Raw genomic sequence first — 25,410 nt, forward strand, 5'->3', positions numbered from 1 at the left:
GTCACCGCGACCGCTGCCGCCCTGCGCCGGCCGGGTCCGCCGGACTGGGTCAGTCGCCGGCCTGTTCCGAGCGCGCCTTCAACCGGGAACCGGCGATCCGCGCCACGAGATCGGGCAGGCTTTCGACTTCATTCCATTTCCCCGTCGAGCCTTTCGGCAGTTCCGACGAGGCGGCCGGCAGGACTGCGGAGGAAAAGCCAAGCTTCTCAGCCTCCTTCAGCCGTTGGGCCGTGTGTGCAACCGGACGGACGGCACCGGACAGGCTGACTTCGCCGAAATAGACGCAATCGGCAGGAAGGGCAAGACCGGCAAGCGACGAAACGAGGGCCGAGGCGATCGCCATGTCGGCTGCAGGCTCAGAGATGCGGTATCCGCCGGCGATATTCAAGTAGACGTCGTGTTGTCCGAGCCTCACCCCGCAATGCGCCTCGAGGACGGCGAGGATCATGGCGAGCCGGGAGGAGCCCCAGCCGACGACCGCACGCCGCGGTGTACCGAGCGTGGTGGGCGCGACGAGCGCCTGTACCTCGACCAGCACCGGACGCGTTCCTTCCATGCCGGCGAAGACGGCGGCCCCTGGTGCCTTCTCGTTGCGTTCGCCGAGAAAGAGTTCCGAGGGATTGGCCACTTCGCGCAGACCGCGGTCGGACATTTCGAACACGCCGATCTCGTCGGTCGGGCCGAAGCGGTTCTTGACGGTGCGGAGAATGCGATAGTGATGGCCGCGATCGCCTTCGAAATAGAGCACGGCATCGACCATGTGCTCGACGACGCGTGGACCCGCGATCTGACCATCCTTCGTGACATGGCCGACGAGAACCATGGTGGCGCCGGTCTGCTTGGCGAAGCGGATCATCGCCTGCACGCCGGTTCTGACCTGCGTCACGGTGCCGGGCGCGGAATCGGCCGTATCGCTCCACAGCGTCTGGATCGAATCGATGATGACAAGGTCCGGGCGCTTGCCTTCGGAAATTGTGGCGAGAATGTCCTCGACATTCGTCTCTGCGGCGAGAAGCACGTCGGTCTGGGCCGCGTCGAGGCGCTGGGCGCGAAGCCTGACCTGCGCCACCGCCTCTTCGCCGGAGACGTAGATGACGCGGTGCCCTTTGCGGGAAAGAGCTGCGGCTGCCTGCATCAGCAGCGTCGACTTGCCGATGCCCGGATCGCCGCCGATCAGGACCGCCGAGCCGCGCACGAAGCCGCCGCCGGTCGCCCGGTCGAGCTCGCCCATGCCGGTCGGAATGCGCGGCGCTTCCTCGATCTCTCCCGACAGGGAGGTGAGGGTGACCGGGCGGCCCTTCTTCGGCACCTTGCCGGGGCCGGAGCCGATCCCGCCCATCGGGTCTTCCTCGACGATGGTGTTCCACTCACCGCAGCCGTCGCATTTCCCAGCCCAGCGCGTGTGCACGGTGCCGCAGTTCTGGCAGATGAATTGGGTCTTGGCCTTCGCCATCGTCACGCCTTCCCGGTTCCGGATGTCGCGGAACAAAAAGTGAATATCGATCTCTCAACTAGGAGAAAACGCAGGAATGCGCAAGCCGGCCGAAGTGCTTCTAGAGCGCTTCGACATAATGCCGTTCGTGGCGGAGCCCGAGCCCGGTCAGGAGCTCGTAGCCGATCGTTCCGGCGGCCCGGGCCACATCGTCCACGGGAAGGTTGTTGCCGAACAGTTCGACATAGTCGCCAGCTGCGATCGCGTTGCGGGGCAGGTCGGTCACGTCGAAGATCGTCAGGTCCATGGTGATCCGGCCGATCACCGGGATCCTGTGACCGGCGATGAAGCCGTAGCCGCCGGCGATCCCGGTGTCGCGCAAGGGAACGCCCCGTCCGGAAAGCGAACGGAGATAGCCGTCCGCATAACCGACCGAAGCGATCGCAAGCCGGCTGTCGCGGGTGAGCCGGGACACGGCCCCGTAGCCCACGGCTTCGTCGGCCCTTGCCTCGCGGACCTGCAGGACGCGGGCCTCGGCGGTGGCGACCGGGCGCATCGGGTTCTTCATGCCGTTGACCGCTTCGCCCCCGTAAAGGGCGATCCCGGGCCGGGTCAGGTCGAAGTGGTATTCCCGGCCGAGGAAGGTTCCGGCAGATGCCGAGAGGCTTGAATCGATGCCTTCGAAGGCGGAGCTAACTCTGCGGAATGATTCCAGTTGCCGCCTGTTCATGGGGGACGACGGGTCATCGCCGCAGGCGAGGTGGCTGAGCACCAGGACGGGCGAGAAACTGGCAGGCCGCGACACGTCGTCGGCCAGCGCCAGCGCGTCTTCGAGCGGCAGTCCGAGACGATTGAAGCCCGTGTCCACCTGCAGAGCGCAGGGATAGTCGCCGCGCTCGGCAAGGGTCGACATCCAGAAGGCGAGCTGTTCCTGCGAGGCGATGACCGGAACGAGGTCGTGGTCGAAGAACATCTCTTCCATGCCCGGCCAGATCCCGGAGAGGACGAAGATCCGCGCTTCCGGGGCATAGGGCCGCAAGGTGGCGCCCTCGGAGGGCACGGCGACGAAGAAGTCGCGCGCTCCGGCGCGATAGAGCGTCTGTCCGACGTCCTCGATGCCGAGGCCGTAGGCATCCGCCTTGACGACCGCGGCCGTCCTGGCCTTGCCGGAACGCCGGGCCATGTCGCGCCAGTTGTCGGCAAGCGCGCCGAGATCGACGGTCAACCGGAGCGGTGCTGTGAGGAATTCGGCGGAGGCGTCGGTGAGATCGAAGGCGGTAGACATCTGGGATTCGCGACCACGGCTTGGGGAAGAAGGGCTCGGCGCGACCCTAGCACTTTTCTTCAAGACTGGAATGCGAAGGGCCTCTATAATCTCGCAATGCACAATGTTTCGCAGATGGATGCCGCCAACGACATGCCGCTGACACCGGTCGAGAGCACCCGCTTCTGGCGCGACGGGCGGTTCGGCGGCATGGAATGCCTGTCGGCGACCTTCCAGACCCATGCCTATGCGCCGCACGCCCACGAGACCTTCTCGATCGGCGCCATCGAGAGCGGCAGTCAGATCGCCCGCATTCGCGGAGCGCGCGAAGAGACCGGGCCGGGCTGCCTCTATCTGATCAACCCCGAGGTCGTGCACGACGGCGCGCCGGGGCCGGACGGCTATCGTTACAGGATGATCTATCCGGGTGAAGCACTTTATCGCGACGTGCTCGAGGATGTGACGGGCAAACCCTGCAGAGGCACGCCCGCCTTCACGCGTGAACTGCCGCAGGATGCCGAACTCGCCCAGGCCTTTCACCGTGCCCACCGGGCGCTCGAAGACAATGTCGGTGCGCTCGAGTCGGAAGAGGGCATGTATAGCGTGCTCGCCGCCCTCTTCATGCGCCATGGCAGCGAGGTGCGTGCACCCATCGAAACGCGGGAGCGCACCGCGGTATGCCGCGCCAGGGACTACCTGTCGGAGAACTTCGCCCAGGATGTCGGCCTGGAAGAGCTGGCCGCCATCGCGGGCCTGTCGCGCGCGCATCTGATCCGGGCCTTCCGCAAGGAATTCCATATCACGCCGCATGCCTTTCTGACGGATGTCCGCATCCGCCGGGCGAGGGCGCTGCTGTGCCTGGGACGAAGCCCGGCCGACGTCGCCTTCGCCTGCGGCTTCGCCGACCAGGCGCATTTCACCCGCCACTTCAAGGCTCGCGTCGGCATCACGCCGGGCCAGTTCCGCAAGAACTGATCACTTTCGTTCAAGACCGGCTCCGGCCTTCCCCATAAAAGGCGGCGACGACGGCCATGGAGTGGAAAATGCTGATGCAGGCGGAACGAACGTACAGGCAGGACTTCGTTGCCGGCGTGAGGCGCATCGCGCCGCTGATCGTCGCCGTCGTCCCTGTCGGCATCGTCTTCGGCGCGGTCGCCGCGACGAAGGGGCTTTCGGCGCTGGAGATCACCTTGATGAGCGCGCTGGTCTTTGCCGGAGGCTCCCAGTTCGTCGCAATGGACATCTGGACCCATCCGGCAAGCTGGACGGCGGTCGGCTTCGCCGCCCTGCTGGTCAACCTGCGCCATGTGCTGATGGGAACCTCGATCGCCGGCAAGATGCCTGCCTTCGGCCGCACGCAGAAGATCCTCTCCATGCTGTTTCTGGCGGACGAGATCTGGGCGATCGCCGAGTTCCGCGCCCGTGAGGCGCGGTTGACGCCAGTCTGGTATGCCGGGATCGTCGTGCCGTTTTATCTCGCCTGGGTGGTTGCAAGCGTGCTCGGCGCGGTGCTCGGCGGCTTCGTCGGTGATCCGGCGTTGATCGGGCTCGATTTTGCCTTTCCCGCGGTCTTCATCGTGCTGCTGACCGGGTTCTGGAAGGGACGGGAGACCGGGTTTGTGTTGATTGCGAGTGCCCTCAGCGCGCTCGCGGTCCATCATCTGGTTTCCGGCGTCTGGTATATCGCCGCGGGTGCTGCAGGTGGCCTGCTGGTCGCCGCGATCGGCGGCCGCCGGGAGGAGGCGGGCGAATGACCCTCGATCTGGTGACCCTTGCCGCGATCCTCGCTATGGCATCCATGACCATGCTCACCCGGCTGGCCGGGCTGGCGGTGTTGAGATTTGCGATCCTGTCGACCCGCACACGGCGCATCCTGGATGCGATCCCGCCAGCCGTCATGGCCGCCGTCGTGACGCCGACGGCACTCGCGACCGGTCCGGCCGAAAGCATCGCCTGTGCCGTGACGGCGGTTGCTGCTCTCCGCCTGCCGATGCTGGCCGCGGCGGCGTCCGGCGTTGTGACCGTCGCCGCCCTGCGATCGCTGGGCCTTTAGGCCGGCGCTCAGGCCACCTTCTGTTCGGCCATGAAACGTGCGCGGTATTCGCTCGGACTGATGCCGAGTTTGCGGCGAAAGTGATGGCGCAGCGTATAGGCCGATCCGAACCCGACAGCCGCAGCGATGTCTTCCATGGGCACGGTCTGACCACAGAGCCGCTCCTTGGCGGCTTCGATCCGTTCGGCAATCAGCCAGTCACCAGGCGTAGTGCCGGTCGCTTCTTGAAATCGGCGCAGGAACGTCCGCTCGCTCATGTTCATGCGATTGGCCATTTCACTGACATACCAATTGCTTGCGAGATTTTTCCGAATCTCGTCGATAAGCGGTGCGATCTCGGTTCCCGTACGCTGTGCGACGGGGCGCTCGAGGAACTGGGCCTGGCCGCCCGCCCGATGGGCCGGCATCACGAGTCGACGGGCGACGGAGTTTGCCGCCGCCGCGCCGAAGTCTTCGCGCACGATTTCGATCAGGAGATCTATGCCGGCTGCACTGCCGGCGGCGGTGTAGATCCGGTCGTGGCAGCGATAGAGCGAGTTCTCGTCGACCGTGAGGTGCGGGTTTTGTTCGCGCAGCGCCGAGGCGTAGCGCCAATGGGTGGTGGCCGTTCCACCATCGAGCAGTCCGGTCGCCGCCAGCACGAACGCACCGGAGCAGAGCGAAACGAGGCGCGCCCGGCGGGCATGGGACTGCCGCAAGCTCTGGCAAAGCTCGGCGGGAACCGGGACGCCGTAACCTTTCCAGCCGGGTACGACGATAATGTCCGCTTCGTCCAGCAGATCCATGCCGCCATCGGCGGTGACGGTCAGTCCCCCATGGGCGCGCAACGGGCCGCTTTCGATCGCTGCGCTTGCATAGCGATACCAACCGCTGCCCATTTCGGGCCGCGACAGCCCGAAGATCTCGGCCGCGATGCCGAACTCGAATGTGCAAAGCCCGTCATAGACGAGAGCGACGACCTTCGGGCCGCTGAGGGGTGAGGCAGCGGTGGCACCGGGAGCAGGATGGTTTGTCATGATATTTACGAATATTGGCATTTCCGCCAGTTGGCAAGATTTCCGCTCGCGACGATGGTTCGGCATCGACACGAAAGGACATTCCCCATGACCAGCCAAGCCACCATCCCCGCAGCCGCGCCTTCATCCGGGACCACCGCCGTCACCGCCATCGCACCCGCACCGAGTGCGCTCGCCCGCGAGCATTTTGCCGCCGAGTTCACTTTCGAGACCGATTGCTGGGACGTACATGACAGTCTGTCGAAGGGCCCCGATTTCGTGCTGCTCGATGTCCGCTCCCCTGCCATGTATGCGAGGGGACATGTGCCCGGTGCCATCAACCTGCCGCATGGGAAAATCACCGCGCATCGCATGTCCGAGTGGCCGGAAGAGACGATCTTCGTCACCTATTGCGCCGGTCCGCACTGCAACGGTGCCGCCCGGGGCGCGCTGCGGCTCGCTCGTCTCGAGCGCCCGGTGAAGATCATGGCCGGCGGTCTCACCGGCTGGATCGACGAGGGCTTCGCCTTGGCCTGTGTGGAAGACAGGGAATGACGATGGTCCGAAGGGCCGAGCCGGTGGATGTCCCCGGCCTCATGGCGCTGATCGAGGCGCATGCGCTCCATGAACGCGCCCAGACGACGATCACGCAGTCGCAGTTGCGGGCCGTCCTTGCCGATGCCCGGGCGCCGGTCACGATTTTCGTGGTCGAGGCGGAGAGAAGGCTGATCGCCTATGCGGCCTTTACCTATGACTACGCGATCTGGCCGGGCGAGCGCTACGCCCATCTCGATTGTCTGTTCGTCGAGGAAGCCGCCAGAGGCGGCGGCCTCGGAAAGCGGCTCCTGGACCGCGTCCGTGCCGAGGCGAGCGCTGCCGGATGCCGGCGTCTGGAATGGCAGACGCCGCAATGGAACGAGAATGCAATCCGCTTCTACGAGCGCGAAGGTGCTGCCTGCGAACCGAAGGCGCGCTTCAAGCTGCCGCTCGTGTGAATGACAATCAGGGTTCCTGATACTCGATGAAGCTTGGATCGGCCAGGTCGGCGAAGCGGGTGAATTCCGACTGGAAGGCGAGCTTGACCGTACCCGTTGGTCCGTGACGCTGCTTGGCGATGATGACGTCGGCCGTACCCTTGACCTTCTCCATGTGCGCTTCCCATTCCGGATACTTTGGATCGGAAATGTCGCGAGGCTCCATGTTCTTCACATAGTATTCCTCGCGGAACACGAAGAGCACCACGTCGGCGTCCTGCTCGATCGAACCCGATTCACGAAGGTCGGAGAGCTGTGGGCGCTTGTCTTCGCGGCTTTCAACGCCACGCGACAGCTGCGAAAGGGCGATGATCGGAACGTTGAGTTCCTTGCCGAGCGCCTTGAGGCCGGTGGTGATCTGGGTGATTTCCTGCACGCGGTTGTCACCCGCCTTGCCGTGGCCGGTCATCAGCTGGATATAGTCGACCACCAGGCAGTCGAGGCCGCGCTGACGCTTCAGGCGGCGGGCGCGCGCCGAAAGCTGCGCGATCGAGATACCACCGGTCTGGTCGATGAAGAGCGGCACCTTCTGCATCATCTGGCTGCAGGCGACGAGCTTTTCGAAATCGGCCTCGGTGATGTCACCGCGGCGGATCTTCGAGGACGAGACCTCGGTCTGCTCGGAGATGATACGCGTGGCGAGCTGTTCAGACGACATTTCGAGCGAATAGAAGCCGACCACGCCGCCGTTCTTCGCCTTGAACGATCCGTCCGGCATGACTTCCGGTTCATAGGCCGCGGCGATGTTGTAGGCGATGTTGGTGGCGAGCGAGGTCTTGCCCATGCCCGGACGACCGGCAAGCACGATCAAGTCGGAGCGCTGCAGGCCGCCCATCTTCGCGTCGAGCGACATGATGCCGGTGGAGATGCCCGACAGGTGACCGTCGCGCTCGAAGGCGGCGCCCGCCATGTCGATCGCCAGCGCCACGGCATCATTGAACGACTGGAAGCCGCCGTCGTAGCGGCCGTTCTCGGCGAGCGCAAATAGACGGCGTTCCGTGTCCTCGATCTGCGCCTGCGGCGGCATGTCGAGCGGTGCGTCATAGGCGATGTTGACGATGTCCTCGCCGATGGTGATCAGCGAACGGCGCAGCGCCAGATCGTAGATCGCACGGCCGTAGTCTTCCGCGTTGATGATGGTGACGGCTTCGGACGCGAGGCGGGCAAGATACTGCGCCACCGTCAGGTCGCCGACCTTCTGCTCCGCCGGCAGGAAGGTCTTGATGGTCACCGGGTTCGCGGTCTTGCCCATGCGGATGATTTCCGCGGCAACCTCGAAGATCTTGCGGTGCAGCGGCTCGTAGAGGTGGTCCGGCTTCAGGAAGTCGGAGACGCGGTAATAGGCGTCGTTGTTGACCAGGATGGCGCCCAGCAGGGCCTGTTCGGCCTCGATATTGTTCGGCGCTTCCCGGTAATGGGGCTCGGCCGGTTGGAGGGGAGCGATCTTGCGCGCAGCATCGTTCATTGCGGCTACCGTCTTCTTTTCGAATGGTCGTTCAACAAAAAACCGGTTTGTCTTCTGGCTCTCCGAGAGTCAACGACATCGCCGCAACACCCGGCCGCAATCGGCCGGCTTGCGGCCCACAACCGGCTTGTCCCTCTTATCCACAGGCTGCCGGTCAAACGTGTCGTTTCCACCGATTTTCCTTGCGGAGGTCCGGCGAGGCGAATCGGTCAGACGCCGCCTGTTTCCGTGGCGTGAAGGCGTGCCCTTTTTGCGGCAGGGATGGAGATGCTTCCCGCTGGCGTCTTGGACGGGAACTCGATAGCCTGATAATGGTTATGAAGCGAATATATATGTGGGTCGATGTCATGTCGCGTTCGGAAACACAACGTTTGCTGATGTACGAAATGGCGGCCTTCAGCAGAAAGCTGAGAGCGCATTTCGATTCCGTCGTTCGCGAGAAGGGATTGACGCTGCCGCGTGCCCGCGTGCTGTTCGCGCTTGCGGAAAGGGAGGGCGCCACCCAGAGCGAATTGGCGGGCCTTCTCGACATCGAGACGCCGACGCTGGTGCGTCTGCTCGATTCCATGGCGGAAACCGGCCTGATCGAGCGCCGTGCGGCCGAGGGCGACCGCCGTGTCCGTCGGATCTTCATGACCGGAGAGGGGCGCATCGCCGCGCTTGAGGTGCATTCGATCGCCGACGATTTCCGCAATGTGCTGATGAAGGATATGGAACTCGTCGAACTGGAGATGGCGCTGGCCGTGACGCAGAAGCTTCTCGCAAACCTCCTAACGATGAAGGGCGGCAGCGACCCAGGGGCCTGACGATCGTTTGTGGTTGCTGAAGCCCTATTCATCGCCCAGAAAACGAAAACGCCCGGATCGTGTGATCCGGGCGTTCCTTCATGCCGTTGCGGCTGAAGCTTATTCTTCGTCGCCGTCGCGGTCGGCTTCCGGATCGAAGAAGTCTTCCGGACGAAGAGCGTCTTCGTCGACGCCGTAGATGGCGTCAGCGGAGGTCAGGCTTTCGCCCTTTGCCTGGCGCTCGGCTTCTTCAGCCGAACGGGCGACGTTCAGTTCGACGGCGATTTCGACTTCGGAATGCAGGTGCAGCGTTACGCTGTGCAGGCCGATGGTCTTGATCGGGGTGTTGAGCTCGACCTGGTTGCGGCCGACGTTGAAGCCTTCGGCAGCGAGGATATCGGCAACGTCACGGGCTGCGACCGAACCGTAGAGCTGGCCGGTTTCGCCAGCCGAACGGACGACCACGAAGCTCTTGCCGCCGAGAGCGTCGGCAACCTTCTGGGCTTCCGACTTACGCTCGAGGTTGCGGGCTTCGAGCGTTGCGCGCTCGGCTTCGAAACGGGCCTTGTTGGCAGCGTTGGCGCGCAGTGCCTTGCCGAGCGGCAGGAGGTAGTTGCGTGCGAAGCCGTCGCGAACCTTTACGGTTTCGCCCATCTGGCCGAGCTTGGAGATGCGTTCAAGAAGGATGACTTCCATTTCTCTGTTCCTTTCGATTGAGTTCAAGATTTCGGGTTGTCGGGGGTGGTCTTGCGGACCGGTGTAAGCGCCACGGTCCGCCGGGTGTCGGCAAGTCCGAGGACGAGGATGAAGAAGGCCGGCAGCACCATCGGCGCCGAGAGATAGGCCAGAACCAGAACCGGCAGGCGCCAGTCCTTGCCGCGGGTTCTCAGATGCAGCGAGGCAAAGCCCGCCATCAGGAAGCCCGCGCCGAAGGTTCCGCACAGCGTCGCGCCGATCAGCGCCGGCGTCCCGCCGACGAAGCAGGCGACGATGCCGGCGAGAAAGACGAAGACCGCGTTGCGGTTCATGCGCAGCGAGGAGGGCAGGTCCTCGCGCGGGCGAAGCGCCCGGCCGGACGTGCTGACCACGCGCATGGCGATGTAGTAGGCGGCAAACAGCATCAGCACCCACATGCCGCCCTGGATGATCGGGGCTGTCAGGAGCATCAGGCGCTTGATCTGCTCGATGCTGGCCGGATCCATCGCCATCAGCGGATCGCGATCATTGACCGAGGCAGCCAGCAGGTCGACCATCTGGCCGATCAGTTCCGGACCGTAGCCGATCATGATCCCGAGGAAGATCATCGCGAGGGTGACGAGCGCGCAGAGATGCAAAAGGATGTCCGACAGCGGATACCAGGCCATCAGGTCGTCGGGGCCGCCGATTTCGGCTGCGGGCCGCGCCAGATTGGCGAGGTGGCTGAGCCAGCCGGCCGGCAACAGCGTGAAGATCGCCATGGCCACGGCGAAGAGCGGCGAGACGGCGATGGCGCCGAGAAGGGCGGCAGTCAGAACCGCGGCGATGGCCGCGACATTGCCCCAGCCGAGGCCGACGATCAGGACGGGGAGCGCCGAGGCGGCATAGAGGAAGGACGAAAAGGACGGCTGTGCGTTCGCGCCCAGCACCAGCAGGGCGGCGGTAATACCGGCGATCACGCCGATCAACAGCAATTGTCCATTCACTTGCGTCACGTTCGCTGTCCTGCTGGTTCAAGCAGTTAGGGGAAAAGCCGGATTCAAATCCTGAAGTCCGTCCCCAACATGGGATTTCACCTGAAGTCGTTGATGCTCCGCGTGAAGCAGCCCGCTTCCAGGCCCTGGTTCCGATCCGCGCCCAACGCGGAAGGGATGAAGCCCGCCGGTTGCCCGGCAGGCTTCGAAGTCAATTAGGCGACGACGTACGGCAGCAGGCCGAGGAAGCGGGCGCGCTTGATGGCCTGGGCCAGTTCGCGCTGCTTCTTCTGGGAAACTGCGGTGATACGCGAAGGAACGATCTTGCCGCGCTCGGAAATGTAGCGCTGCAGGAGACGAACGTCCTTGTAGTCGATCTTCGGTGCGTTCGCGCCCGAGAAGGGGCAGGTCTTGCGACGACGATGGAACGGGCGGCGTGCCGGAGCAGAGGATGCATCAGCCATTGTGTTTTCTCCTTGTGCTCGAAATTACGCGCGGTCTTCGCGCGGACGACGCTCGAAGCCACCTTCACGGGGGCCACGGTCCGGACGCGGACCACGGTCGCCGAAGTCGCGGCGCGGACCACGGTCGTCGCCGTCACGACGCGGACGGTCGTCGCGGTCGCGCTTCTGCATCATGGCAGACGGGCCTTCTTCGTGGGCTTCAACAGCGATGGTCATGTAACGAAGAACGTCTTCGTTGATGCGCATCTGGCGTTCCATTTCGTGGATCGCTGCACCCGGAGCTTCGATGTCCATGAGTGCGTAGTGAGCCTTGCGGTTCTTCTTGATGCGGTAGGTGAGGGACTTGAGGCCCCAGTTTTCTACGCGCCCGACCTTGCCGCCGTTAGCTTCGATGACGCCCTTGTACTGTTCGACGAGGGCATCAACCTGCTGAGCGGACATATCCTGCCGGGCAAGGAATACATGTTCGTAAAGAGCCATGACAGCTTTGCCTTTCTTGCGGTTGTCGTCACCCGGGATCCGGCGCTAAGCCTCAACGACTGCTCCTGTTTGGGAAACCCAAGGCAAGAAAAGCTGTTGTATCGAGACGGTCGAGAGCGGAGACACGGGAGGCCGGAACCCCTGTGGTTCCTGCGGTCCCATCGCTGGAACCGGCCCTCCGTTCAGCCACCAGCCATGAGACCGGGTGTTGTGAACAGCGCGCTTATACGCATTTTCGCCGGGAAGGCAAGGCTTGTTCGGCAAAAAGCCGCTCACGCTTCGGCGCGCGTCTTCTTCCACTTGCGGATCCGCGCCCGCGCATTCGCATAGGGCGAAGCCGTATTGAACTGGATCATCCGCCCGAGCGTCCACTTTTCATACCACCCGTGTCCGTACAGCGCGGCGTCGTCCAGGCCAGCAACCAGCGCCACGAGTTGCGCATGCGTGGCACGGAGCCGCTCGACGCGCGTCGGGAAGTCGAGGCCGGACTGGTCCCGATAAAATTTCTGGGCAAGCTGGCCGAGCTGGTTCCACTTGAAGCCGGTCTCGGGAAAGTCCGGCTCCAGGCCCTCGTTCCGCAGCCTGACCCATTTCAGCACCAACTGGCCCCATCCGGTAAGATAGGCCAGAAGGTCGTTGACGCTCATGGCGGTTCCGCGCGCATGTCCCTCCATATCGGATGAGGTCGCGTCTTCGGGCCGGATGGACGCAAGCTCGGCCTCTAGCCTGGCAAAGCCTGTCGTCATCGCGTCCAGAAGTTCGACCTTGCTTGTCGGAACCGCCATGGCCGGTCTCAGATCGGTGCCGGATAGACCCGGTGCACCTTGCTGATCTCCTTCAGGATCTCGTCGGTGAGCGTGACGTCGGCCGCGCCGATGTCGGTCTTCAGCTGCTCCATTGTCGTCGCGCCGATGATGACGGAGGCGACGAAGGGTCGGGTCAGGCAGAAGGCGAGCGCGAGCTGCGCCGGATCGAGCCCGTGCTTTCGGGCCATGTCGACATAGGCCCGCACGGCCGGTTCCTGGAGCGGCTGCAGCCGTCCGCCGAGGTCGCCGTTGATCGACGCGCGTGATCCGTCGGGCTTCGTGCCGTCGAGATACTTGCCGGTCAGGAGGCCTGCCGCGAGGGGAGAGTAGGCGAGCAGCCCGACGTCTTCATGATGGGAGAGTTCCGCCATGTCGAGATCGTAGTGTCTATAGAGCAGGTTGTACTCGTTCTGGACGGTGGCGACGCGCGGCAGGCCGCGGGCCTCCGCGAGAGCAATGAAGCGCTGCGTGCCCCAGGTCGTCTCGTTTGAGAGACCGATGGCGCGGATCTTGCCGGCCTTGACGCAGGCGTCGAGGGCCTCAAGCTTCTCGTTCATGTCCGAAAGCGTACGCTCGCGGTCCTGCTTGTAGGGATTGTAGGTCCATGCCTGGCGGAAATGGAAATGCCCGCGGTTCGGCCAGTGGATCTGATAGAGGTCGATATAGTCGGTCTGCAGGCGCTTGAGGCTCTGATCGACCGCGTCTCGGATGGCGGCGCCCGTGATCGGTTTGCCCTCGCGGATATAGGGGCGCCCAGAGCCGGCAACCTTGGTGGCGAGCACGACGTCCTTTCGCCGGCCCGTTTTCGCGAACCAGTTGCCGATAATCGTTTCCGTCAGCGCATAGGTGTCGGCCGAGAGCGGCGTGGTCGGGTAGAGTTCGGCTGTGTCGAAGAAGTTCACGCCCTTATCGAGCGCATAGTCCATCTGCTCGAAGGCTTCCGCTTCGGTGTTCTGCGAGCCCCAGGTCATGGTGCCCAGGCAGATTTCGGATACGGAAATGCCCGTACGGCCCAGTTTATTGTACTTCATGGAAAAGGTCCCGGTATGGAAGGTCTTGGGGGAAGGAAATGACGAGGCGAATTTAGGCGCCATTTGGCCGTTCGCAAGAGCAAACTGTCGGGGAAACTGTTGTTGGGCAAAGTCCCCGGCCGCTGCCCGTGGTCTTGACTCACTGGAAAAACCCGTCAATGGGAAAGGCAAAACGAGGGAAGACATCGTCCCGAGAAGGAATATCCCATGAGCATTGCATTCACATTTCCGGGCCAGGGCAGTCAGGCCGTCGGCATGGGCAAGGAACTGGCGGAAGCCTTTCCGGAAGCTCGCGCGGTCTTCGCCGAAGTCGACGAGGCGCTCGGCCAGAATCTCTCCGCGACCATGTTCGAGGGACCTGAAGAGACCCTGACCCTCACCGCCAATGCACAGCCGGCACTGATGGCCGTGTCGATGGCCGTGATCCGCGTGCTTGAAGCCCGCGGGCTCGACCTGAAGTCGAAGGTCGCCTATGTCGCCGGCCATTCGCTCGGCGAATATTCCGCTCTCTGTGCTGCCGGTACGTTCTCGCTTGCCGATACCGCGCGCCTCCTGCGCATCCGTGGCAACGCCATGCAGGCGGCCGTTCCGGTCGGCGAAGGCGCCATGGCCGCGATCATCGGCCTCGAACACGGCGACGTCGAGGCCGTCTGCCGCGAGGCTTCGGCTGCCGGCTCCTGCCAGATCGCCAACGACAACGGCGGCGGCCAGCTGGTCATCTCGGGCGCCAAGGCTGCCGTCGAGAAGGCAGCGGCGCTTGCCACCGAGAAGGGCGCCAAGCGCGCCATCATGCTTCCGGTATCCGCCCCCTTCCATTCGGCCCTGATGGGCCCGGCCGCCGACGCCATGCGCGAGGCGCTTGCCGCCGTCGAGAAGAAGAACCCGGTCGTTCCGTTGATCGCCAACGTACGGGCGGCCCCGGTCACCGACGCGAACGAGATCGCGGCCCTTCTGGTCGAGCAGGTGACCGGACAGGTCCGCTGGCGCGAGACCGTCGAATGGTTCGGCGCCAACGGCGTCACCACTCTTTATGAAATCGGCTCCGGCAAGGTGCTGACGGGGCTTGCCCGTCGCATTGACAAGAATGTCACCGGTATTGCCGTCAATGCTGCGGCCGACATCGATGCGGCACTTGCCGCGCTCGTCGGCTGATCGTCTGGATGATCTGGAACAAGGAACGAGGAACATGTTTGACCTGACCGGCCGCAAGGCCCTTGTAACCGGCGCGACCGGCGGCATCGGCGAGGAAATCGCCCGCCAGCTTCATGCCCGCGGCGCCCTCGTCGGCCTGCACGGCACCCGCGTCGAGAAGCTCGAGGCGCTCGCCGCCGAACTCGGCGAACGCGTCAAGATCTTCCCCGCGAACCTCTCGGACCGCGACGAAGTCAAGGCACTCGGCGAGAAGGCCGAGGCCGAACTCGAAGGCGTCGACATCCTCGTCAACAATGCCGGCATCACCAAGGACGGTCTCTTCGTCCGCATGAGCGACGCCGACTGGGACGCAGTGCTCGAAGTCAACCTGACGGCCGTCTTCCGCCTGACGCGCGAACTGACCCATCCGATGATGCGCCGCCGTTTCGGCCGCATCATCAACATCACCTCCGTCGTCGGCGTCACCGGCAATCCGGGCCAGGCCAACTACTGCGCCTCGAAGGCTGGCATGATCGGCTTCTCGAAGTCGCTCGCCCAGGAGATCGCCAGCCGCAACGTGACGGTCAACTGCGTCGCACCGGGCTTCATCGAGAGCGCCATGACCGGCAAGCTCAACGACAAGCAGAAGGAAGCGATCATGGGGGCGATCCCGATGAAGCGCATGGGCACCGGCGCGGAAGTCGCGTCCGCGGTCGTCTATCTTGCTTCCAACGAGGCCAGCTACATGACCGGACAGACCTTGCACGTCAACGGCGGCATGGCGATGATCTGATCCTTGCTCGCCTGCGGCGCCATGGCTTCTCAATTGCATGTTGACCACTGGGCGCGGGCGAATTTCTGGCTTTGCGGCGGGGCTAAACCGTGTTAAGCGGGCCATGACTGTGAACAGTCGTTCCGCCTTTCGAGGTGACAGCTATGCGCTTGATTGCATGGTTTGTTCGCGAAGGGCGGGGCCGAACGGGTTTGCCGGTGCATGAAATTTGTGGCCGGCGGAATACAGGGTAGGGAAGTCATTACGACGGCCCTGAATTTAAGAAGGTCGAGGAAACCGACATGAGCGATATCGCAGAACGCGTGAAGAAAATTGTTGTTGATCATCTCGGCGTTGACGCTGAAAAGGTTGTTGAAGGCGCCAGCTTCATCGACGATCTTGGTGCGGATTCGCTCGACACGGTCGAACTGGTCATGGCCTTCGAAGAAGAATTCGGCGTTGAAATTCCGGACGACGCTGCTGACTCGATCCTGACCGTCGGCGATGCCGTCAAGTTCATCGAAAAGGCCCAGTCCTGATCGATTTCAAGCATAGCGGGAGGGCGGTTTCGATCGCCCGTCTCGCAAAGGCCCGCGATCTGCGGGCCTTGCTGTTTTCAAATGACATCGGCTGCAAGAGTGGGGTGGATTACGGGCGATGAGACGTGTCGTTATCACCGGTACCGGCATGGTATCTCCGCTGGGGTGTGGAACTGAACTGACCTGGTCGAGACTTCTCGCCAGCGAAAGTGGCGCCCGCCTCGTTACCGAATTCGAGGTCGAAGACCTTCCGGCCAAGATTGCTTGCCGTATTCCGACCGGCGACGCCGAGGGCGCCTTCAATCCGGACGACTGGATGGAGCTCAAGGAGCAACGCAAGGTCGATCTCTTCATCATTTACGCGATCGCTGCCGCCGACATGGCGTTGAAGGATGCCGGCTGGGAGCCGCAGACCTATGACGACCAGTGCGCGACCGGCGTGCTGATCGGCTCCGGTATCGGTGGCATCGAGGGTATCGTCGAGGCAGGGCACATCCTGCGCGACAAGGGCCCGCGCCGCCTTTCGCCGTTCTTCATTCCCGGCCGCCTGATCAACCTCGCCTCAGGCCAGGTTTCGATCCGCCACAAGCTGCGCGGCCCCAATCATTCGGTCGTTACGGCCTGCTCGACCGGCGCGCATGCGATCGGCGATGCTGCACGCCTGATCGCGCTCGGCGACGCCGACGTGATGGTCGCCGGCGGCACGGAATCGCCGATCAGCCGTATCTCGCTTGCGGGCTTTGCTGCCTGTAAGGCGCTTTCGACGGCCCGCAATGACGATCCGACCGCGGCTTCGCGCCCCTACGACAGGGACCGTGACGGCTTCGTCATGGGCGAAGGCGCCGGCATCGTCGTTCTCGAGGAACTCGAGCATGCCAAGGCGCGCGGCGCCAAGATCTACGCGGAAGTGGTCGGCTACGGCCTTTCCGGCGACGCCTTCCACATTACCGCGCCGTCCGAAGACGGCGACGGCGCGTTCCGTTGCATGACGATGGCGCTGAAGCGCGCCGGCCTGACCGCCGGCGACATCGACTACATCAATGCGCACGGCACCTCGACCATGGCTGATACCATCGAGCTTGGCGCCGTCGAACGCCTGGTCGGCGAGCATGCCTCGAAGATCTCCATGTCCTCGACCAAGTCCGCAATCGGCCACCTTCTCGGTGCGGCCGGTGCCGTCGAGGCGATCTTCTCCGCGCTTGCCATTCGGGACAACATTGCGCCGCCGACCCTCAACCTCGACAACCCCTCCGTCGAGACGGCGATCGATCTTGTGCCGCACAAGGCGCGCAAGCGCGAGATCAACGTTGCGCTGTCCAACTCCTTCGGATTTGGCGGCACCAACGCCTCCCTGGTGCTGCGCCGCTACCAGGACTGACGGCCGCGAAGAGAACAGGCTTGGGCGGATGCCGCGTGCACAGCGCGGCATTCACCTGCTTTTTGCCGTATTGCTCGACCAGACAGCAGCGATACCGATTTGAAGAGGATTGCCGGTGACCGACAACAGCCAGAACAGCGGGAGTTCCTTCGGCCGGGATGCGGAAAGCGCCGCCAAGGGGCCGATCATCCCGAAGTCGCCGACCGAGGCGCTCCGTCCCGAACGGGTGCCCCAGCCGCCGCGCCGTTCGCGCAAGGCCCGCAGCCAGCTCGTGATCTTCCTGAACTTCCTGATGACGATGGCGGTGGCCGTCTGCATCGCGGCAGTCGCCGGCTTCTTCTACGTTATGTCGGTCTACCAGAACCCGGGCCCGCTCGCGACCAACACCAATTTCGTCGTGCGCAACGGGGCGGGCCTGTCCGAAATCGCCAGCGGCCTCGAGCGTAACGGCATTATCGCCGACGCCCGCATCTTCCGTCACGTGACCTCGACCTATCTCGAAGAGGGAGAGACGCTAAAGGCCGGCGAATACGAGATCAAGGCCGGCGCGACGATGAAGGAGATCATGGATCTCCTGAAGTCGGGCAAGTCGATCCTCTATGCGATCTCGTTTCCGGAAGGCCTGACCGTCAGGCAGATGTTCAAGAAGCTTGCCGAAGACACGGTTCTCGAAGGCGAACTGCCGGCCCAGTTACCTGTGGAAGGGTCCCTGCGTCCCGACACCTACAAGTATTCGCGCGGCACGAAGCGCGCGGAGATCGTCAGTCAGATGGCGGCTGCCCAGCAGAAGCTGGTCGACCAGATCTGGGAGAAGCGCGATCCCGACCTGCCGCTGAAGACGAAGGAGGAATTCGTCGTCCTCGCTTCGATCGTCGAACGGGAAACCGGCAAGGACGACGAACGCGCGCATGTCGCTTCCGTCTTCATAAACCGCCTGACCAAGGGGATGCGGCTGCAGTCCGACCCGACCATCGTCTACGGTCTCTTCGGCGGTGACGGTAAACCGGCCGACCGACCGATCTACCAGTCGGACCTGAAGAAGGAAACGCCCTACAACACCTATGTGATCAAGGGGCTTCCGCCGGGACCGATCGCCAATCCGGGCCGTGCCGCTCTCGAGGCGGTCGCACAACCTTGGAAGACGAAGGATCTCTATTTCGTCGCCGACGGCACGGGCGGCCATGTCTTCGCCGCGACGCTCGACGAGCACAACGCGAACGTCAAGCGTTGGCGCAAGATCGAGGCTGAACGCGGTGAGGACCCGGGTGCGGCAGTGGACGCAGCGCCCGAGGCCGATCCGGATGCGGCCACGACCAAGAAGAAAAAGAACTAGTCTCCAACCGAGGACAGGGCGATGGCACTGCAATCCATGACCGGTTTCGCCCGCAGCGAAGGCACCAGCGGCCGGCACCGCTGGGCCTGGGAACTGCGCTCGGTCAACGGCAAGGGCCTCGACATCCGGATCCGTCTGCCGCAGGGCATGGAGCACTTCGAGGCGGATGTCCGGCGCTCGCTCGGCCAATATGTCACCCGCGGCAATCTGCAGGTCGCGCTCACGGTCCAGACGAGCGAGAACCGCGTCGAGGCTGTGTTGAACCGCGATGCGCTTGACGCTGTGCTGAAGCTGCGCGACGAACTGGGCGGCGATCTCGTCGATCCCGCTCCTCTGCGTCTCGATGCCCTGCTGTCGATCCGCGGCCTCGTCGAGTTCAAGGAAGCTGTCGACGACAGCGAGGCGGTCGCCCGGCGCGATGCAGATATCGTTTCCGGCCTGGAAACGGCCGTGCATGCATTGTGCGACATGCGCCGCATCGAAGGCGATGCGCTCTTCCGCCTGCTTTCGGATCAGATCACCCGAATCGAGGAACTGGCGCTGCAGGTCGAAGCCGATCCCTCCCGCCAGCCAGAAGAGATCGCCCGCAAGCTCGAGAACCAGATCGCGGTTCTGCTCGACGGTTCGGCCAAGCTTGATCGGGACCGACTGCATGCCGAGGTCGCGCTGCTCGCAACACGGGCCGATCTGCGCGAGGAGATCGATCGTCTGAAGGCGCATGTCGCCGCCGCGCGTGATCTTCTGACGCTCGGTGGCCCGATCGGCCGCAAACTCGATTTCATTGCGCAGGAATTCAATCGCGAATCGAATACCATCTGTTCGAAATCGAATGCCGTCGCCGTCACCTCGGCCGGCATCGAGCTCAAAGTGGTGATCGACCAGTTCCGCGAACAGGTCCAGAATTTGGAGTGAGCTGATGGCTGAGGGCAGGGGAAACAAGGTTGAGATCGCACGCCGTGGGCTGATGCTGGTCATCTCGTCGCCGTCCGGCGCGGGCAAGTCGACCATCTCCCGCACGCTGATGACCAATGACGGTCAGATCGGCATGTCGGTCAGCGTCACCACGCGCCAGCGCCGCCAGAGCGAGATAGAAGGGGTGCACTACCACTTCGTCTCGCAACGTGAGTTCGAGCGCATGCGGGATTCCGATTCCCTGCTGGAATGGGCCGAGGTCCACGGCAATTTCTACGGAACGCCGCGTGGGCCTGTCGAACTCGCCATGTCCGAGGGCCGCGACATGCTTTTCGATATCGATTGGCAGGGTGCGCAGCAATTGCAGGAGAAGATGAAGGCCGATGTCGTGTCGATTTTCATCCTTCCGCCGACCATGGCCGAGCTGCAATCGCGCCTGCACCGGCGCGCCGAGGATACCGAGGAGGTCATCCAGACGCGGCTCGCCAATTCCCGTGCCGAAATCGCCCACTGGCGCGAATACGACTACGTGATCGTCAATGATGACTTGCAGTCCGCCTTCGACGCCGTGCAGTCTATCGTCAAGGCCGAGCGCCTGCGCCGCGACCGCCGTCACGGCATCTTCGATTTCGTCGAGACTTTGGTCAAGTAAGCCCCTCGAAATGTAGGGGTAGTTTTAAGTATCAGATATTATTTGTTTATCCTCGTATCGTAATTTAACTAAAACTAAATCGAAGCGCATTCAAATCTCGCGGTCAGGTTGTCGGTCCGTAAGGAGATAAGCAGTGCGGTTGATCGATGTTTCGGTAAAGTGGCGTTTGGCTGCTGCATTGGCAGTGCCGGTCGTGGCGATGGTTATGCTTTCCGCCCTGCAGGTCCGGGCGACGCTTGAGAATTACCGGTCCGCCAGGCATCTCGTGGATGTCGGCGACGACATGCGGATGATAGGCGACCTCGTGCATGCGCTACAGGCAGAGCGTGGAATGACCGCCGGTTTCATCGGATCGAAGGGACTTCAGCGCAGCGAGGAGCTTGCCGAGGCACGCATCATCACCGATCCTCTCCGGCAGGCGATGTCCAAGGTGCATGCGGACATCGTGGCGGAGGCCGATCCGGACATGACGCGGCATGCTGACGCAATTGCTGAAGAGATTGCCCGACTGGACGATATGCGTGGCCGGGTCGACCGGCTGGAGGTCAAGGGCGCGGAGGCCTTCACCTTTTACACTGGGACAATCGGCCACCTGATGAACATGTCCCGCGAGTTCTCCCTCGCCTCGACCTCCAAGGGGATTACCAGCAAGCTGGTTGCCTACAACCTCCTGATGAATGCCAAGGAGGTGGCTGGACAGGAGCGGGGAATGGGCAATGGTTTCCTCCTCACCGGCAGTTTTGATCGCCAGCGCTACATGACGTTCCTGGGAATGTACGGTGCTCAGAATGCGCTGCTCGGCCAGTATCTTGAGCTCCTGCCGGAAGATCTCCGCAACCAGTTCAAGGGGGCGCTGGAAACGCCGGACGCAGCCCGACTTCAGGACTTCCGCATCAAGATGCTGGAGGGCGGTGCCGCGCAGGACCTCACAACGCTCGACGCCAAGGAGTGGTTTTCCGCCGCGACGGCACGCATCGAGCAGCTCAAGGAGGCCGAGAATCAGACGCTTGCCGGTATCATCGCCGAGGCGGTGGGTATCGCCGACGCGGAACAGCGCCACCTGATGGTCGTCGTCGCAATCGGCGCCGGGGCCCTGCTGCTCGCCATCGCGCTCGCCGGTTCGATCGCCTTCACGGTTCTGCGGCCCCTGACCATGCTGACCGGTGCGGTCCAGAAGCTCGCCGACGGCGAGATCGACGTTCACCTCATCCACTCGGAGGGCAAGGACGAGATCGGTTCCATGGGGCAGGCCATTCGCCGCTGCATCGCCAACTCCCAGGAGGAGGCGGCGCGCAAGCATGAGGAGGAAATGCGATCCCTGGAAGCCAGGAACGCCTTGGAACAGCAGGCCGAACGCGAACGCGCCCAACGCGCCGCCGAGATCGCCTTTGCGGTCGAACAACTGGCTGTCGGGCTCGATGCGCTCGCGGCGGGGGATCTGGGCTATCGCGTAGAGAATCCCTTCTCTGCAGATCTCGATCGCCTGCGAAGCAACTTCAACAGCTCGATGGACAGATTGCTTACCGTAATGTCGACGATCGGGGTCAGCACGGGTACCATCCACAGCGGCGCGGTAGAACTGCAGCGGGCGGCGGACAACCTCGCGCAGCGCACCGAGCGTCAGGCTGCGGCGCTCGAGGAAGCATCGGCCTCATTGGGCGAGGTGACGAACACGCTCGCCGTCTCCGCGAAGCGCGCGGAGGAAGTCGGTATGCTGGTCGGCCGTGCAACGGTCGATGCCAAGCGTTCGGAGGACGTCGTCGTGAATGCCGTTGATGCGATCAACCGGATCGAACAGTCCTCCGTGCAGATCAGCCAGATCATCGGTGTCATCGATCAGATTGCCTTCCAGACGAACCTGCTTGCCCTCAACGCCGGCGTGGAAGCCGCGCGTGCGGGCGAGGCGGGCAAGGGCTTTGCCGTGGTGGCGCAGGAAGTGCGCGAGTTGGCGCAGCGATCGGCGGATGCCGCGCGCGAGATCAAGCAGCTGATCGAGCGTTCGGCTCTGGAGGTCAAGGCTGGTGTCACCCTGGTCGGCGAAACCGGAAATGCACTGAGGGGCATCGAGGGGCATGTCTCGCTGATCAACGAGGAAGTCGCCGCCATCGTCCGCGCCGCGCGCGAGCAGTCCGCGTCTCTCAAGGAAATCACGGCCGCGATCAATCAGATGGACCAGGTGACCCAGCAGAATGCGGCGATGGTCGAGGAAACCAATGCATCGACGCACGGATTGGCGACGGAAGCAGACCGCCTGAATGGTCAGGTGGGCCTGTTCAACCTCTCCACGCGCGGCCAGAGGCCGGCGCGCGCGGCATGATGTTATAAGATCAGAGATTGTTGGCCAACGCCACGAATTCGGCGACGGAGAGTGTCTCGGCCCGCCGTGCCGGATCGATGCCGGCCTTAGCGAGCAGTGCCTCGCCACCGAGCGGCTTGAGGCTTTGCCGAAGCATCTTGCGCCGCTGACCGAAGGCGGCAAGGGTTACACGCTCGAGTTTGCCGACATCGCAGGGCAGGGGTTCCGCGCGCGGGATCAGGTGAACCACCGATGAGGTCACCTTCGGCGGTGGCGTGAACGCCTGCGGCGGGACGTCGAAGGCCATCTGCGCCTGCGTCCGCCAGCCGCAGAGGACGCCCAGGCGGCCGTAGTGGTCGTCATCCTCGCGAGCGACGATGCGCAGGCCCACTTCCTTCTGGAACATCAGAGTCAACGACTCCCAGAACGGAGGCCAGGCCTTCGGCAGAAGCCAGTTGATCAGCAACTGCGTGCCGACATTGTAGGGCAGGTTGGCGATGATCCTGACGGGACCTTCCGGTGCCATGCCCTCGAAATCGGTCTTCAGGGCATCGCCTTCGATCACCTCGAGCCGCCCGGGATAGTGATCGGCGATCTCCGCCAGCGCGGGCAGACAACGGGCGTCACGTTCGACGGCAATCACCTTCTTCGCGCCGAGCGACAGGATGGCCCGCGTGAGGCCGCCTGGGCCCGGGCCGACCTCGAACACGGTTACGCCCTCGAGCGGACCGGCCGTGCGGGCGATCTTCTGGGTGAGGTTGAGGTCGAGCAGGAAGTTCTGGCCGAGCGCCTTGCGTGCGTCGAGCCCGTGGCGGGCAATCACTTCGCGTAGCGGCGGCAGTCCGTCGATCGCGGCCATCAGGACTTCGCTTCGGTTTTCCGGCTGATCTCGTCGGCAAGCTTCAGCGCGGCCACGAGGCTGTCCGCACGGGCGATGCCCTTGCCGGCGATGCCGAAGGCGGTGCCGTGATCCGGCGACGTGCGGATGAAGGGCAGGCCGAGCGTAACATTGACGGAATCGTCGAAGCCGAGCGCCTTGACTGGAATGAGGGCCTGGTCGTGATACATGCAGACGGCAACGTCGTAGCGGCGTCGGGCATCGTCATGGAACATCGTGTCCGCGGGCAGGGGGCCGAATGCGTCGATGCCCTCGTCACGAAGCTTGATGATGGCCGGATGAATGACATCCTCGTCCTCATGACCGATTGCGCCGGATTCACCGGCATGCGGGTTCAGACCGGCCACGGCGAGCCGCGGATGGGCAAGACCGAAGCGTGCCTTGAGATCGCCCGCGATGATTCGGCAGGTTGCGATGATCGCCTCTTCGGTGAGGGCCGCGGGCACGTCCTTGATGGGGATGTGGATCGTCACCGGCACCGCCCGTACTTTCGGGCCAGCCAGCATCATCACCGGACGATAGGTTTCGCCGGTGTGACGTCGCGCGAGCTCGGCGAGAAACTCCGTATGGCCAGGGAAACCGAAACCCGCCTCGTAAAGCACCGACTTGGCGATCGGATTGGTGACCATCGCCCGCGCCTTGCCGGCAAAGCAGAGGTCGACCGCGGTCTCGATAGCGGCGATGGTGCCCTTGGCGTTCGCCACATGCGGTTCCCCTGCAACAACGTCGACGCCGAGGGCGACTGGCAGGACCGGCATCGCCGAGCCGAACGCAGAGACAGCACCTTCGGCATCGGTTTCCTTGAGTGGAACCTCGAGGTCGAGTTCGCGCGCCCGAACCTTCAGAACGGCCGGATCGCCGACGAAGACGAAGGGAGGCAGCTGAAGCTCCGCCCGGTTTGCCCAGGCGGTCAGCGCGATGTCTGGCCCGATACCCGCCGGGTCGCCCTGGCTGAGTGCAAGCGGAAGGTTATCGGAAAATGTCATTCGTTACGGCTCAATTGTATATGATCTGGGCCTTGGAGCGCAGATCTTCGAGATACTTCGTGGCGTTCGGGTTGTCTTCCTTCTTGTCCTTGCCGAGATCCTCGGCGCGGAAGACAACCTCTGCCGCGACGTCGTCGGAGACCTCACGCTCGTTGCAGATCGCGAGATATTCGACGCCACGCTCGGTGACGCGCGTTCCGGTCGTGCCGTTCTTTGCCTTTTCGATCAGCGGCTTCCAATCGGCCGGCAGTTCGGGCTCGAGAACGCGACCGAGATTGCGGATCGAGACGTCGAGATAGTTCTTCGCGAACTCCATCGCACCGTCGCATCCGGGGAAATCGGCGCGCGACCGTTCAGCTTCCGCCTTGCGCTTGCCGATGCTGCCCTTCTTGGATGCGGGCACGACGAAGATGACCTGCTTGAGGAAGTATTCGGTCGTGACCGGCTTCTGCTTGTTTTCCAGGAGGCGCGTGACGAGTTCCTGGTTGGAGAGCTTGCCCTTCGAGCCGTAGCGGGCGTTGACCAACCGCGGCCAGCTCATCGAGACGGCGATATAGGCCTTGAAATGGTCGGCGCCGACACCGGCCTGTCCAAGGATGCCCGTCAACTGCTGCGGCGTCATCTTGTTGGAGGATGCAAAGCGCGCGAAGGCGGCATCGACATCGGCGGTGCTCACCGACATGCCGACGCGGGCGATCTCCTGGCGCTTCAGGACTTCGTCGACCAGCTCTTCTTTGGCGATCTTGGCAATGTTGCCCTTGCGGCGCTGCAGGCGGAGGAACGCGGTGCGGCGTGCGACATCACCATTCGTGATCGCAGTCTTGTTCACGACGGCGACAACCTGGCTTGCGGCCTGAGCCACTGGGGCGACCGACAGGTCTCCTGCCACCAGCGCCAGCGCGATCGCACAGGCGAGCACCATCTGCTTTCCCTTGTTTGCAATGGCCATCGGTCTTCCTTTCCCGCGGAGCGCCGCATAACGGCACGCGCCCGCATACGCATAGTCGAGTAAAAGTATATCGTGCCGGACCCAT

General features: G+C 63.5%; 27 protein-coding genes. 14 read left to right on the forward strand and 13 right to left on the reverse strand.

Features of this window, described 5'->3' with window-relative positions:
- Positions 1-49: 49 nt before the first annotated feature.
- Together radA and alr are read right to left on the reverse strand one after the other, a co-directional pair.
- Positions 50-1,453, reverse strand: coding sequence for a DNA repair protein RadA (gene radA, locus ACX93L_RS13525; RefSeq protein WP_459405306.1), 1,404 nt, complete (start codon positions 1,451-1,453; stop codon positions 50-52).
- A gap of 100 nt (positions 1,454-1,553) precedes the next feature.
- Positions 1,554-2,717, reverse strand: a complete 1,164-nt coding sequence (gene alr, locus ACX93L_RS13530; protein WP_459405307.1) for an alanine racemase — start codon at positions 2,715-2,717, stop codon at positions 1,554-1,556.
- A 96-nt stretch (positions 2,718-2,813) separates the two neighbouring features.
- Between alr and ACX93L_RS13535 the strand changes: the two genes are divergently transcribed.
- The 3 genes from ACX93L_RS13535 (at position 2,814) to ACX93L_RS13545 (ending at position 4,749) form a co-directional block, all read left to right on the forward strand.
- Positions 2,814-3,671, forward strand: a complete 858-nt coding sequence (locus ACX93L_RS13535; protein WP_459405308.1) for an AraC family ligand binding domain-containing protein — start codon at positions 2,814-2,816, stop codon at positions 3,669-3,671.
- A gap of 74 nt (positions 3,672-3,745) precedes the next feature.
- A complete protein-coding gene (locus ACX93L_RS13540) occupies positions 3,746-4,450 on the forward strand; it encodes an AzlC family ABC transporter permease (protein WP_459405389.1) in 705 nt (234 codons plus the stop codon).
- Complete coding sequence (locus ACX93L_RS13545) at positions 4,447-4,749, forward strand: AzlD family protein (RefSeq protein ID WP_459405309.1); 303 nt, start codon at positions 4,447-4,449, stop codon at positions 4,747-4,749. Before ACX93L_RS13540 ends, ACX93L_RS13545 begins: the two co-directional genes overlap by 4 nt.
- An 8-nt stretch (positions 4,750-4,757) precedes the next feature.
- Here the strand turns inward: ACX93L_RS13545 and ftrA are convergent, their stop codons facing one another.
- Complete coding sequence (ftrA, locus tag ACX93L_RS13550; RefSeq protein WP_459405310.1) at positions 4,758-5,765, reverse strand: transcriptional regulator FtrA; 1,008 nt, start codon at positions 5,763-5,765, stop codon at positions 4,758-4,760.
- 87 nt (positions 5,766-5,852) lie between these two features.
- On the opposite strand from ftrA, the gene ACX93L_RS13555 reads away from it, so the two are divergent.
- A complete protein-coding gene (locus tag ACX93L_RS13555; RefSeq protein ID WP_459405311.1) occupies positions 5,853-6,299 on the forward strand; it encodes a rhodanese-like domain-containing protein in 447 nt (148 codons plus the stop codon).
- Positions 6,296-6,739 carry a GNAT family N-acetyltransferase gene (locus tag ACX93L_RS13560; RefSeq protein ID WP_459405312.1) on the forward strand — a complete coding sequence of 148 codons (444 nt, stop codon included), beginning with the start codon at positions 6,296-6,298 and terminating at the stop codon, positions 6,737-6,739. The genes ACX93L_RS13555 and ACX93L_RS13560 overlap by 4 nt, the downstream gene beginning before the upstream one ends.
- Positions 6,740-6,746: 7 nt before the next feature.
- On the opposite strand, the gene ACX93L_RS13565 is transcribed toward ACX93L_RS13560, so the two are convergent.
- On the reverse strand, positions 6,747-8,243 hold the full coding sequence (locus ACX93L_RS13565; RefSeq protein WP_459405313.1) for a replicative DNA helicase: 1,497 nt from the start codon (positions 8,241-8,243) through the stop codon (positions 6,747-6,749).
- Between the two features lie 317 nt (positions 8,244-8,560).
- Between ACX93L_RS13565 and ACX93L_RS13570 the strand changes: the two genes are divergently transcribed.
- A complete protein-coding gene (locus ACX93L_RS13570; protein ID WP_459405314.1) occupies positions 8,561-9,049 on the forward strand; it encodes a MarR family winged helix-turn-helix transcriptional regulator in 489 nt (162 codons plus the stop codon).
- A gap of 99 nt (positions 9,050-9,148) precedes the next feature.
- Here the strand turns inward: ACX93L_RS13570 and rplI are convergent, their stop codons facing one another.
- From rplI to ACX93L_RS13600, 6 genes are all read right to left on the reverse strand, one after another.
- Positions 9,149-9,724 carry a 50S ribosomal protein L9 gene (gene rplI, locus ACX93L_RS13575; protein ID WP_459405315.1) on the reverse strand — a complete coding sequence of 192 codons (576 nt, stop codon included), beginning with the start codon at positions 9,722-9,724 and terminating at the stop codon, positions 9,149-9,151.
- A gap of 23 nt (positions 9,725-9,747) precedes the next feature.
- Positions 9,748-10,719 (reverse strand): DUF2232 domain-containing protein, encoded by a 972-nt coding sequence (locus ACX93L_RS13580; protein ID WP_459405316.1) that lies wholly within the window; start codon positions 10,717-10,719, stop codon positions 9,748-9,750.
- Between the two features lie 194 nt (positions 10,720-10,913).
- A complete protein-coding gene (gene rpsR / locus ACX93L_RS13585; protein ID WP_028736123.1) occupies positions 10,914-11,162 on the reverse strand; it encodes a 30S ribosomal protein S18 in 249 nt (82 codons plus the stop codon).
- Positions 11,163-11,186: 24 nt separating this feature from the next.
- Entirely contained in the window at positions 11,187-11,642 is a 456-nt protein-coding gene (gene rpsF, locus ACX93L_RS13590) for a 30S ribosomal protein S6 (protein ID WP_169589144.1), read from the reverse strand.
- A 272-nt stretch (positions 11,643-11,914) separates the two neighbouring features.
- Positions 11,915-12,427, reverse strand: a complete 513-nt coding sequence (locus ACX93L_RS13595) for a ClbS/DfsB family four-helix bundle protein (RefSeq protein ID WP_459405317.1) — start codon at positions 12,425-12,427, stop codon at positions 11,915-11,917.
- A gap of 8 nt (positions 12,428-12,435) precedes the next feature.
- Positions 12,436-13,479 (reverse strand): aldo/keto reductase, encoded by a 1,044-nt coding sequence (locus tag ACX93L_RS13600; protein ID WP_459405318.1) that lies wholly within the window; start codon positions 13,477-13,479, stop codon positions 12,436-12,438.
- A gap of 207 nt (positions 13,480-13,686) precedes the next feature.
- On the opposite strand from ACX93L_RS13600, the gene fabD reads away from it, so the two are divergent.
- The 8 genes from fabD (at position 13,687) to ACX93L_RS13640 (ending at position 22,513) form a co-directional block, all read left to right on the forward strand.
- Positions 13,687-14,631: an ACP S-malonyltransferase gene (fabD, locus tag ACX93L_RS13605; protein WP_459405319.1), complete on the forward strand. Its 945-nt coding sequence runs from the start codon at positions 13,687-13,689 to the stop codon at positions 14,629-14,631.
- 34 nt (positions 14,632-14,665) lie between these two features.
- The gene (gene fabG / locus ACX93L_RS13610; protein ID WP_169589137.1) at positions 14,666-15,403 is read left to right on the forward strand and encodes a 3-oxoacyl-[acyl-carrier-protein] reductase; all 738 of its coding nucleotides are present in this window, start codon (positions 14,666-14,668) and stop codon (positions 15,401-15,403) included.
- A gap of 281 nt (positions 15,404-15,684) precedes the next feature.
- On the forward strand, positions 15,685-15,921 hold the full coding sequence (locus ACX93L_RS13615) for an acyl carrier protein (protein ID WP_099059947.1): 237 nt from the start codon (positions 15,685-15,687) through the stop codon (positions 15,919-15,921).
- A gap of 118 nt (positions 15,922-16,039) precedes the next feature.
- Positions 16,040-17,299, forward strand: a complete 1,260-nt coding sequence (gene fabF, locus ACX93L_RS13620) for a beta-ketoacyl-ACP synthase II (RefSeq protein WP_459405320.1) — start codon at positions 16,040-16,042, stop codon at positions 17,297-17,299.
- Positions 17,300-17,414: 115 nt separating this feature from the next.
- Entirely contained in the window at positions 17,415-18,632 is a 1,218-nt protein-coding gene (mltG, locus tag ACX93L_RS13625) for an endolytic transglycosylase MltG (protein ID WP_459405321.1), read from the forward strand.
- A gap of 21 nt (positions 18,633-18,653) precedes the next feature.
- Positions 18,654-19,544: a YicC/YloC family endoribonuclease gene (locus tag ACX93L_RS13630; RefSeq protein WP_459405322.1), complete on the forward strand. Its 891-nt coding sequence runs from the start codon at positions 18,654-18,656 to the stop codon at positions 19,542-19,544.
- Positions 19,545-19,548: 4 nt separating this feature from the next.
- Positions 19,549-20,196, forward strand: coding sequence for a guanylate kinase (gene gmk / locus ACX93L_RS13635; RefSeq protein ID WP_169589127.1), 648 nt, complete (start codon positions 19,549-19,551; stop codon positions 20,194-20,196).
- Between the two features lie 133 nt (positions 20,197-20,329).
- Positions 20,330-22,513 (forward strand): methyl-accepting chemotaxis protein, encoded by a 2,184-nt coding sequence (locus tag ACX93L_RS13640; RefSeq protein WP_459405323.1) that lies wholly within the window; start codon positions 20,330-20,332, stop codon positions 22,511-22,513.
- A 10-nt stretch (positions 22,514-22,523) separates the two neighbouring features.
- Here ACX93L_RS13640 and rsmA read toward each other — a convergent pair whose 3' ends face one another.
- The 3 genes from rsmA to ACX93L_RS13655 are packed head-to-tail and all read right to left on the reverse strand — an operon-like array spanning position 22,524 to position 25,325.
- Positions 22,524-23,351, reverse strand: a complete 828-nt coding sequence (rsmA, locus tag ACX93L_RS13645) for a 16S rRNA (adenine(1518)-N(6)/adenine(1519)-N(6))-dimethyltransferase RsmA (protein ID WP_459405324.1) — start codon at positions 23,349-23,351, stop codon at positions 22,524-22,526.
- Positions 23,351-24,376, reverse strand: a complete 1,026-nt coding sequence (gene pdxA, locus ACX93L_RS13650; RefSeq protein WP_459405325.1) for a 4-hydroxythreonine-4-phosphate dehydrogenase PdxA — start codon at positions 24,374-24,376, stop codon at positions 23,351-23,353. The genes rsmA and pdxA overlap by 1 nt, the downstream gene beginning before the upstream one ends.
- A gap of 10 nt (positions 24,377-24,386) precedes the next feature.
- A complete protein-coding gene (locus ACX93L_RS13655) occupies positions 24,387-25,325 on the reverse strand; it encodes a SurA N-terminal domain-containing protein (protein ID WP_459405326.1) in 939 nt (312 codons plus the stop codon).
- Positions 25,326-25,410: the final 85 nt, after the last annotated feature.

The organism is Rhizobium sp. CAU 1783, from assembly GCF_054551725.1.

What these genes read in the sequence shown, in the direction of transcription:
- radA (WP_459405306.1), bottom strand. Translation starts at nt 1,453, where the DNA reads ATGGCGAAGGCCAAGACCCAATTCATCTGCCAGAACTGCGGCACCGTG.
- alr (WP_459405307.1), bottom strand. Translation starts at nt 2,717, where the DNA reads ATGTCTACCGCCTTCGATCTCACCGACGCCTCCGCCGAATTCCTCACA.
- ACX93L_RS13535 (WP_459405308.1), top strand. Translation starts at nt 2,814, where the DNA reads ATGCACAATGTTTCGCAGATGGATGCCGCCAACGACATGCCGCTGACA.
- ACX93L_RS13540 (WP_459405389.1), top strand. Translation starts at nt 3,746, where the DNA reads ATGCAGGCGGAACGAACGTACAGGCAGGACTTCGTTGCCGGCGTGAGG.
- ACX93L_RS13545 (WP_459405309.1), top strand. Translation starts at nt 4,447, where the DNA reads ATGACCCTCGATCTGGTGACCCTTGCCGCGATCCTCGCTATGGCATCC.
- ftrA (WP_459405310.1), bottom strand. Translation starts at nt 5,765, where the DNA reads ATGACAAACCATCCTGCTCCCGGTGCCACCGCTGCCTCACCCCTCAGC.
- ACX93L_RS13555 (WP_459405311.1), top strand. Translation starts at nt 5,853, where the DNA reads ATGACCAGCCAAGCCACCATCCCCGCAGCCGCGCCTTCATCCGGGACC.
- ACX93L_RS13560 (WP_459405312.1), top strand. Translation starts at nt 6,296, where the DNA reads ATGACGATGGTCCGAAGGGCCGAGCCGGTGGATGTCCCCGGCCTCATG.
- ACX93L_RS13565 (WP_459405313.1), bottom strand. Translation starts at nt 8,243, where the DNA reads ATGAACGATGCTGCGCGCAAGATCGCTCCCCTCCAACCGGCCGAGCCC.
- ACX93L_RS13570 (WP_459405314.1), top strand. Translation starts at nt 8,561, where the DNA reads ATGAAGCGAATATATATGTGGGTCGATGTCATGTCGCGTTCGGAAACA.
- rplI (WP_459405315.1), bottom strand. Translation starts at nt 9,724, where the DNA reads ATGGAAGTCATCCTTCTTGAACGCATCTCCAAGCTCGGCCAGATGGGC.
- rpsR (WP_028736123.1), bottom strand. Translation starts at nt 11,162, where the DNA reads ATGGCTGATGCATCCTCTGCTCCGGCACGCCGCCCGTTCCATCGTCGT.
- rpsF (WP_169589144.1), bottom strand. Translation starts at nt 11,642, where the DNA reads ATGGCTCTTTACGAACATGTATTCCTTGCCCGGCAGGATATGTCCGCT.
- ACX93L_RS13595 (WP_459405317.1), bottom strand. Translation starts at nt 12,427, where the DNA reads ATGGCGGTTCCGACAAGCAAGGTCGAACTTCTGGACGCGATGACGACA.
- ACX93L_RS13600 (WP_459405318.1), bottom strand. Translation starts at nt 13,479, where the DNA reads ATGAAGTACAATAAACTGGGCCGTACGGGCATTTCCGTATCCGAAATC.
- fabD (WP_459405319.1), top strand. Translation starts at nt 13,687, where the DNA reads ATGAGCATTGCATTCACATTTCCGGGCCAGGGCAGTCAGGCCGTCGGC.
- fabG (WP_169589137.1), top strand. Translation starts at nt 14,666, where the DNA reads ATGTTTGACCTGACCGGCCGCAAGGCCCTTGTAACCGGCGCGACCGGC.
- ACX93L_RS13615 (WP_099059947.1), top strand. Translation starts at nt 15,685, where the DNA reads ATGAGCGATATCGCAGAACGCGTGAAGAAAATTGTTGTTGATCATCTC.
- fabF (WP_459405320.1), top strand. Translation starts at nt 16,040, where the DNA reads ATGAGACGTGTCGTTATCACCGGTACCGGCATGGTATCTCCGCTGGGG.
- ACX93L_RS13630 (WP_459405322.1), top strand. Translation starts at nt 18,654, where the DNA reads ATGGCACTGCAATCCATGACCGGTTTCGCCCGCAGCGAAGGCACCAGC.
- gmk (WP_169589127.1), top strand. Translation starts at nt 19,549, where the DNA reads ATGGCTGAGGGCAGGGGAAACAAGGTTGAGATCGCACGCCGTGGGCTG.
- rsmA (WP_459405324.1), bottom strand. Translation starts at nt 23,351, where the DNA reads ATGGCCGCGATCGACGGACTGCCGCCGCTACGCGAAGTGATTGCCCGC.
- pdxA (WP_459405325.1), bottom strand. Translation starts at nt 24,376, where the DNA reads ATGACATTTTCCGATAACCTTCCGCTTGCACTCAGCCAGGGCGACCCG.
- ACX93L_RS13655 (WP_459405326.1), bottom strand. Translation starts at nt 25,325, where the DNA reads ATGGCCATTGCAAACAAGGGAAAGCAGATGGTGCTCGCCTGTGCGATC.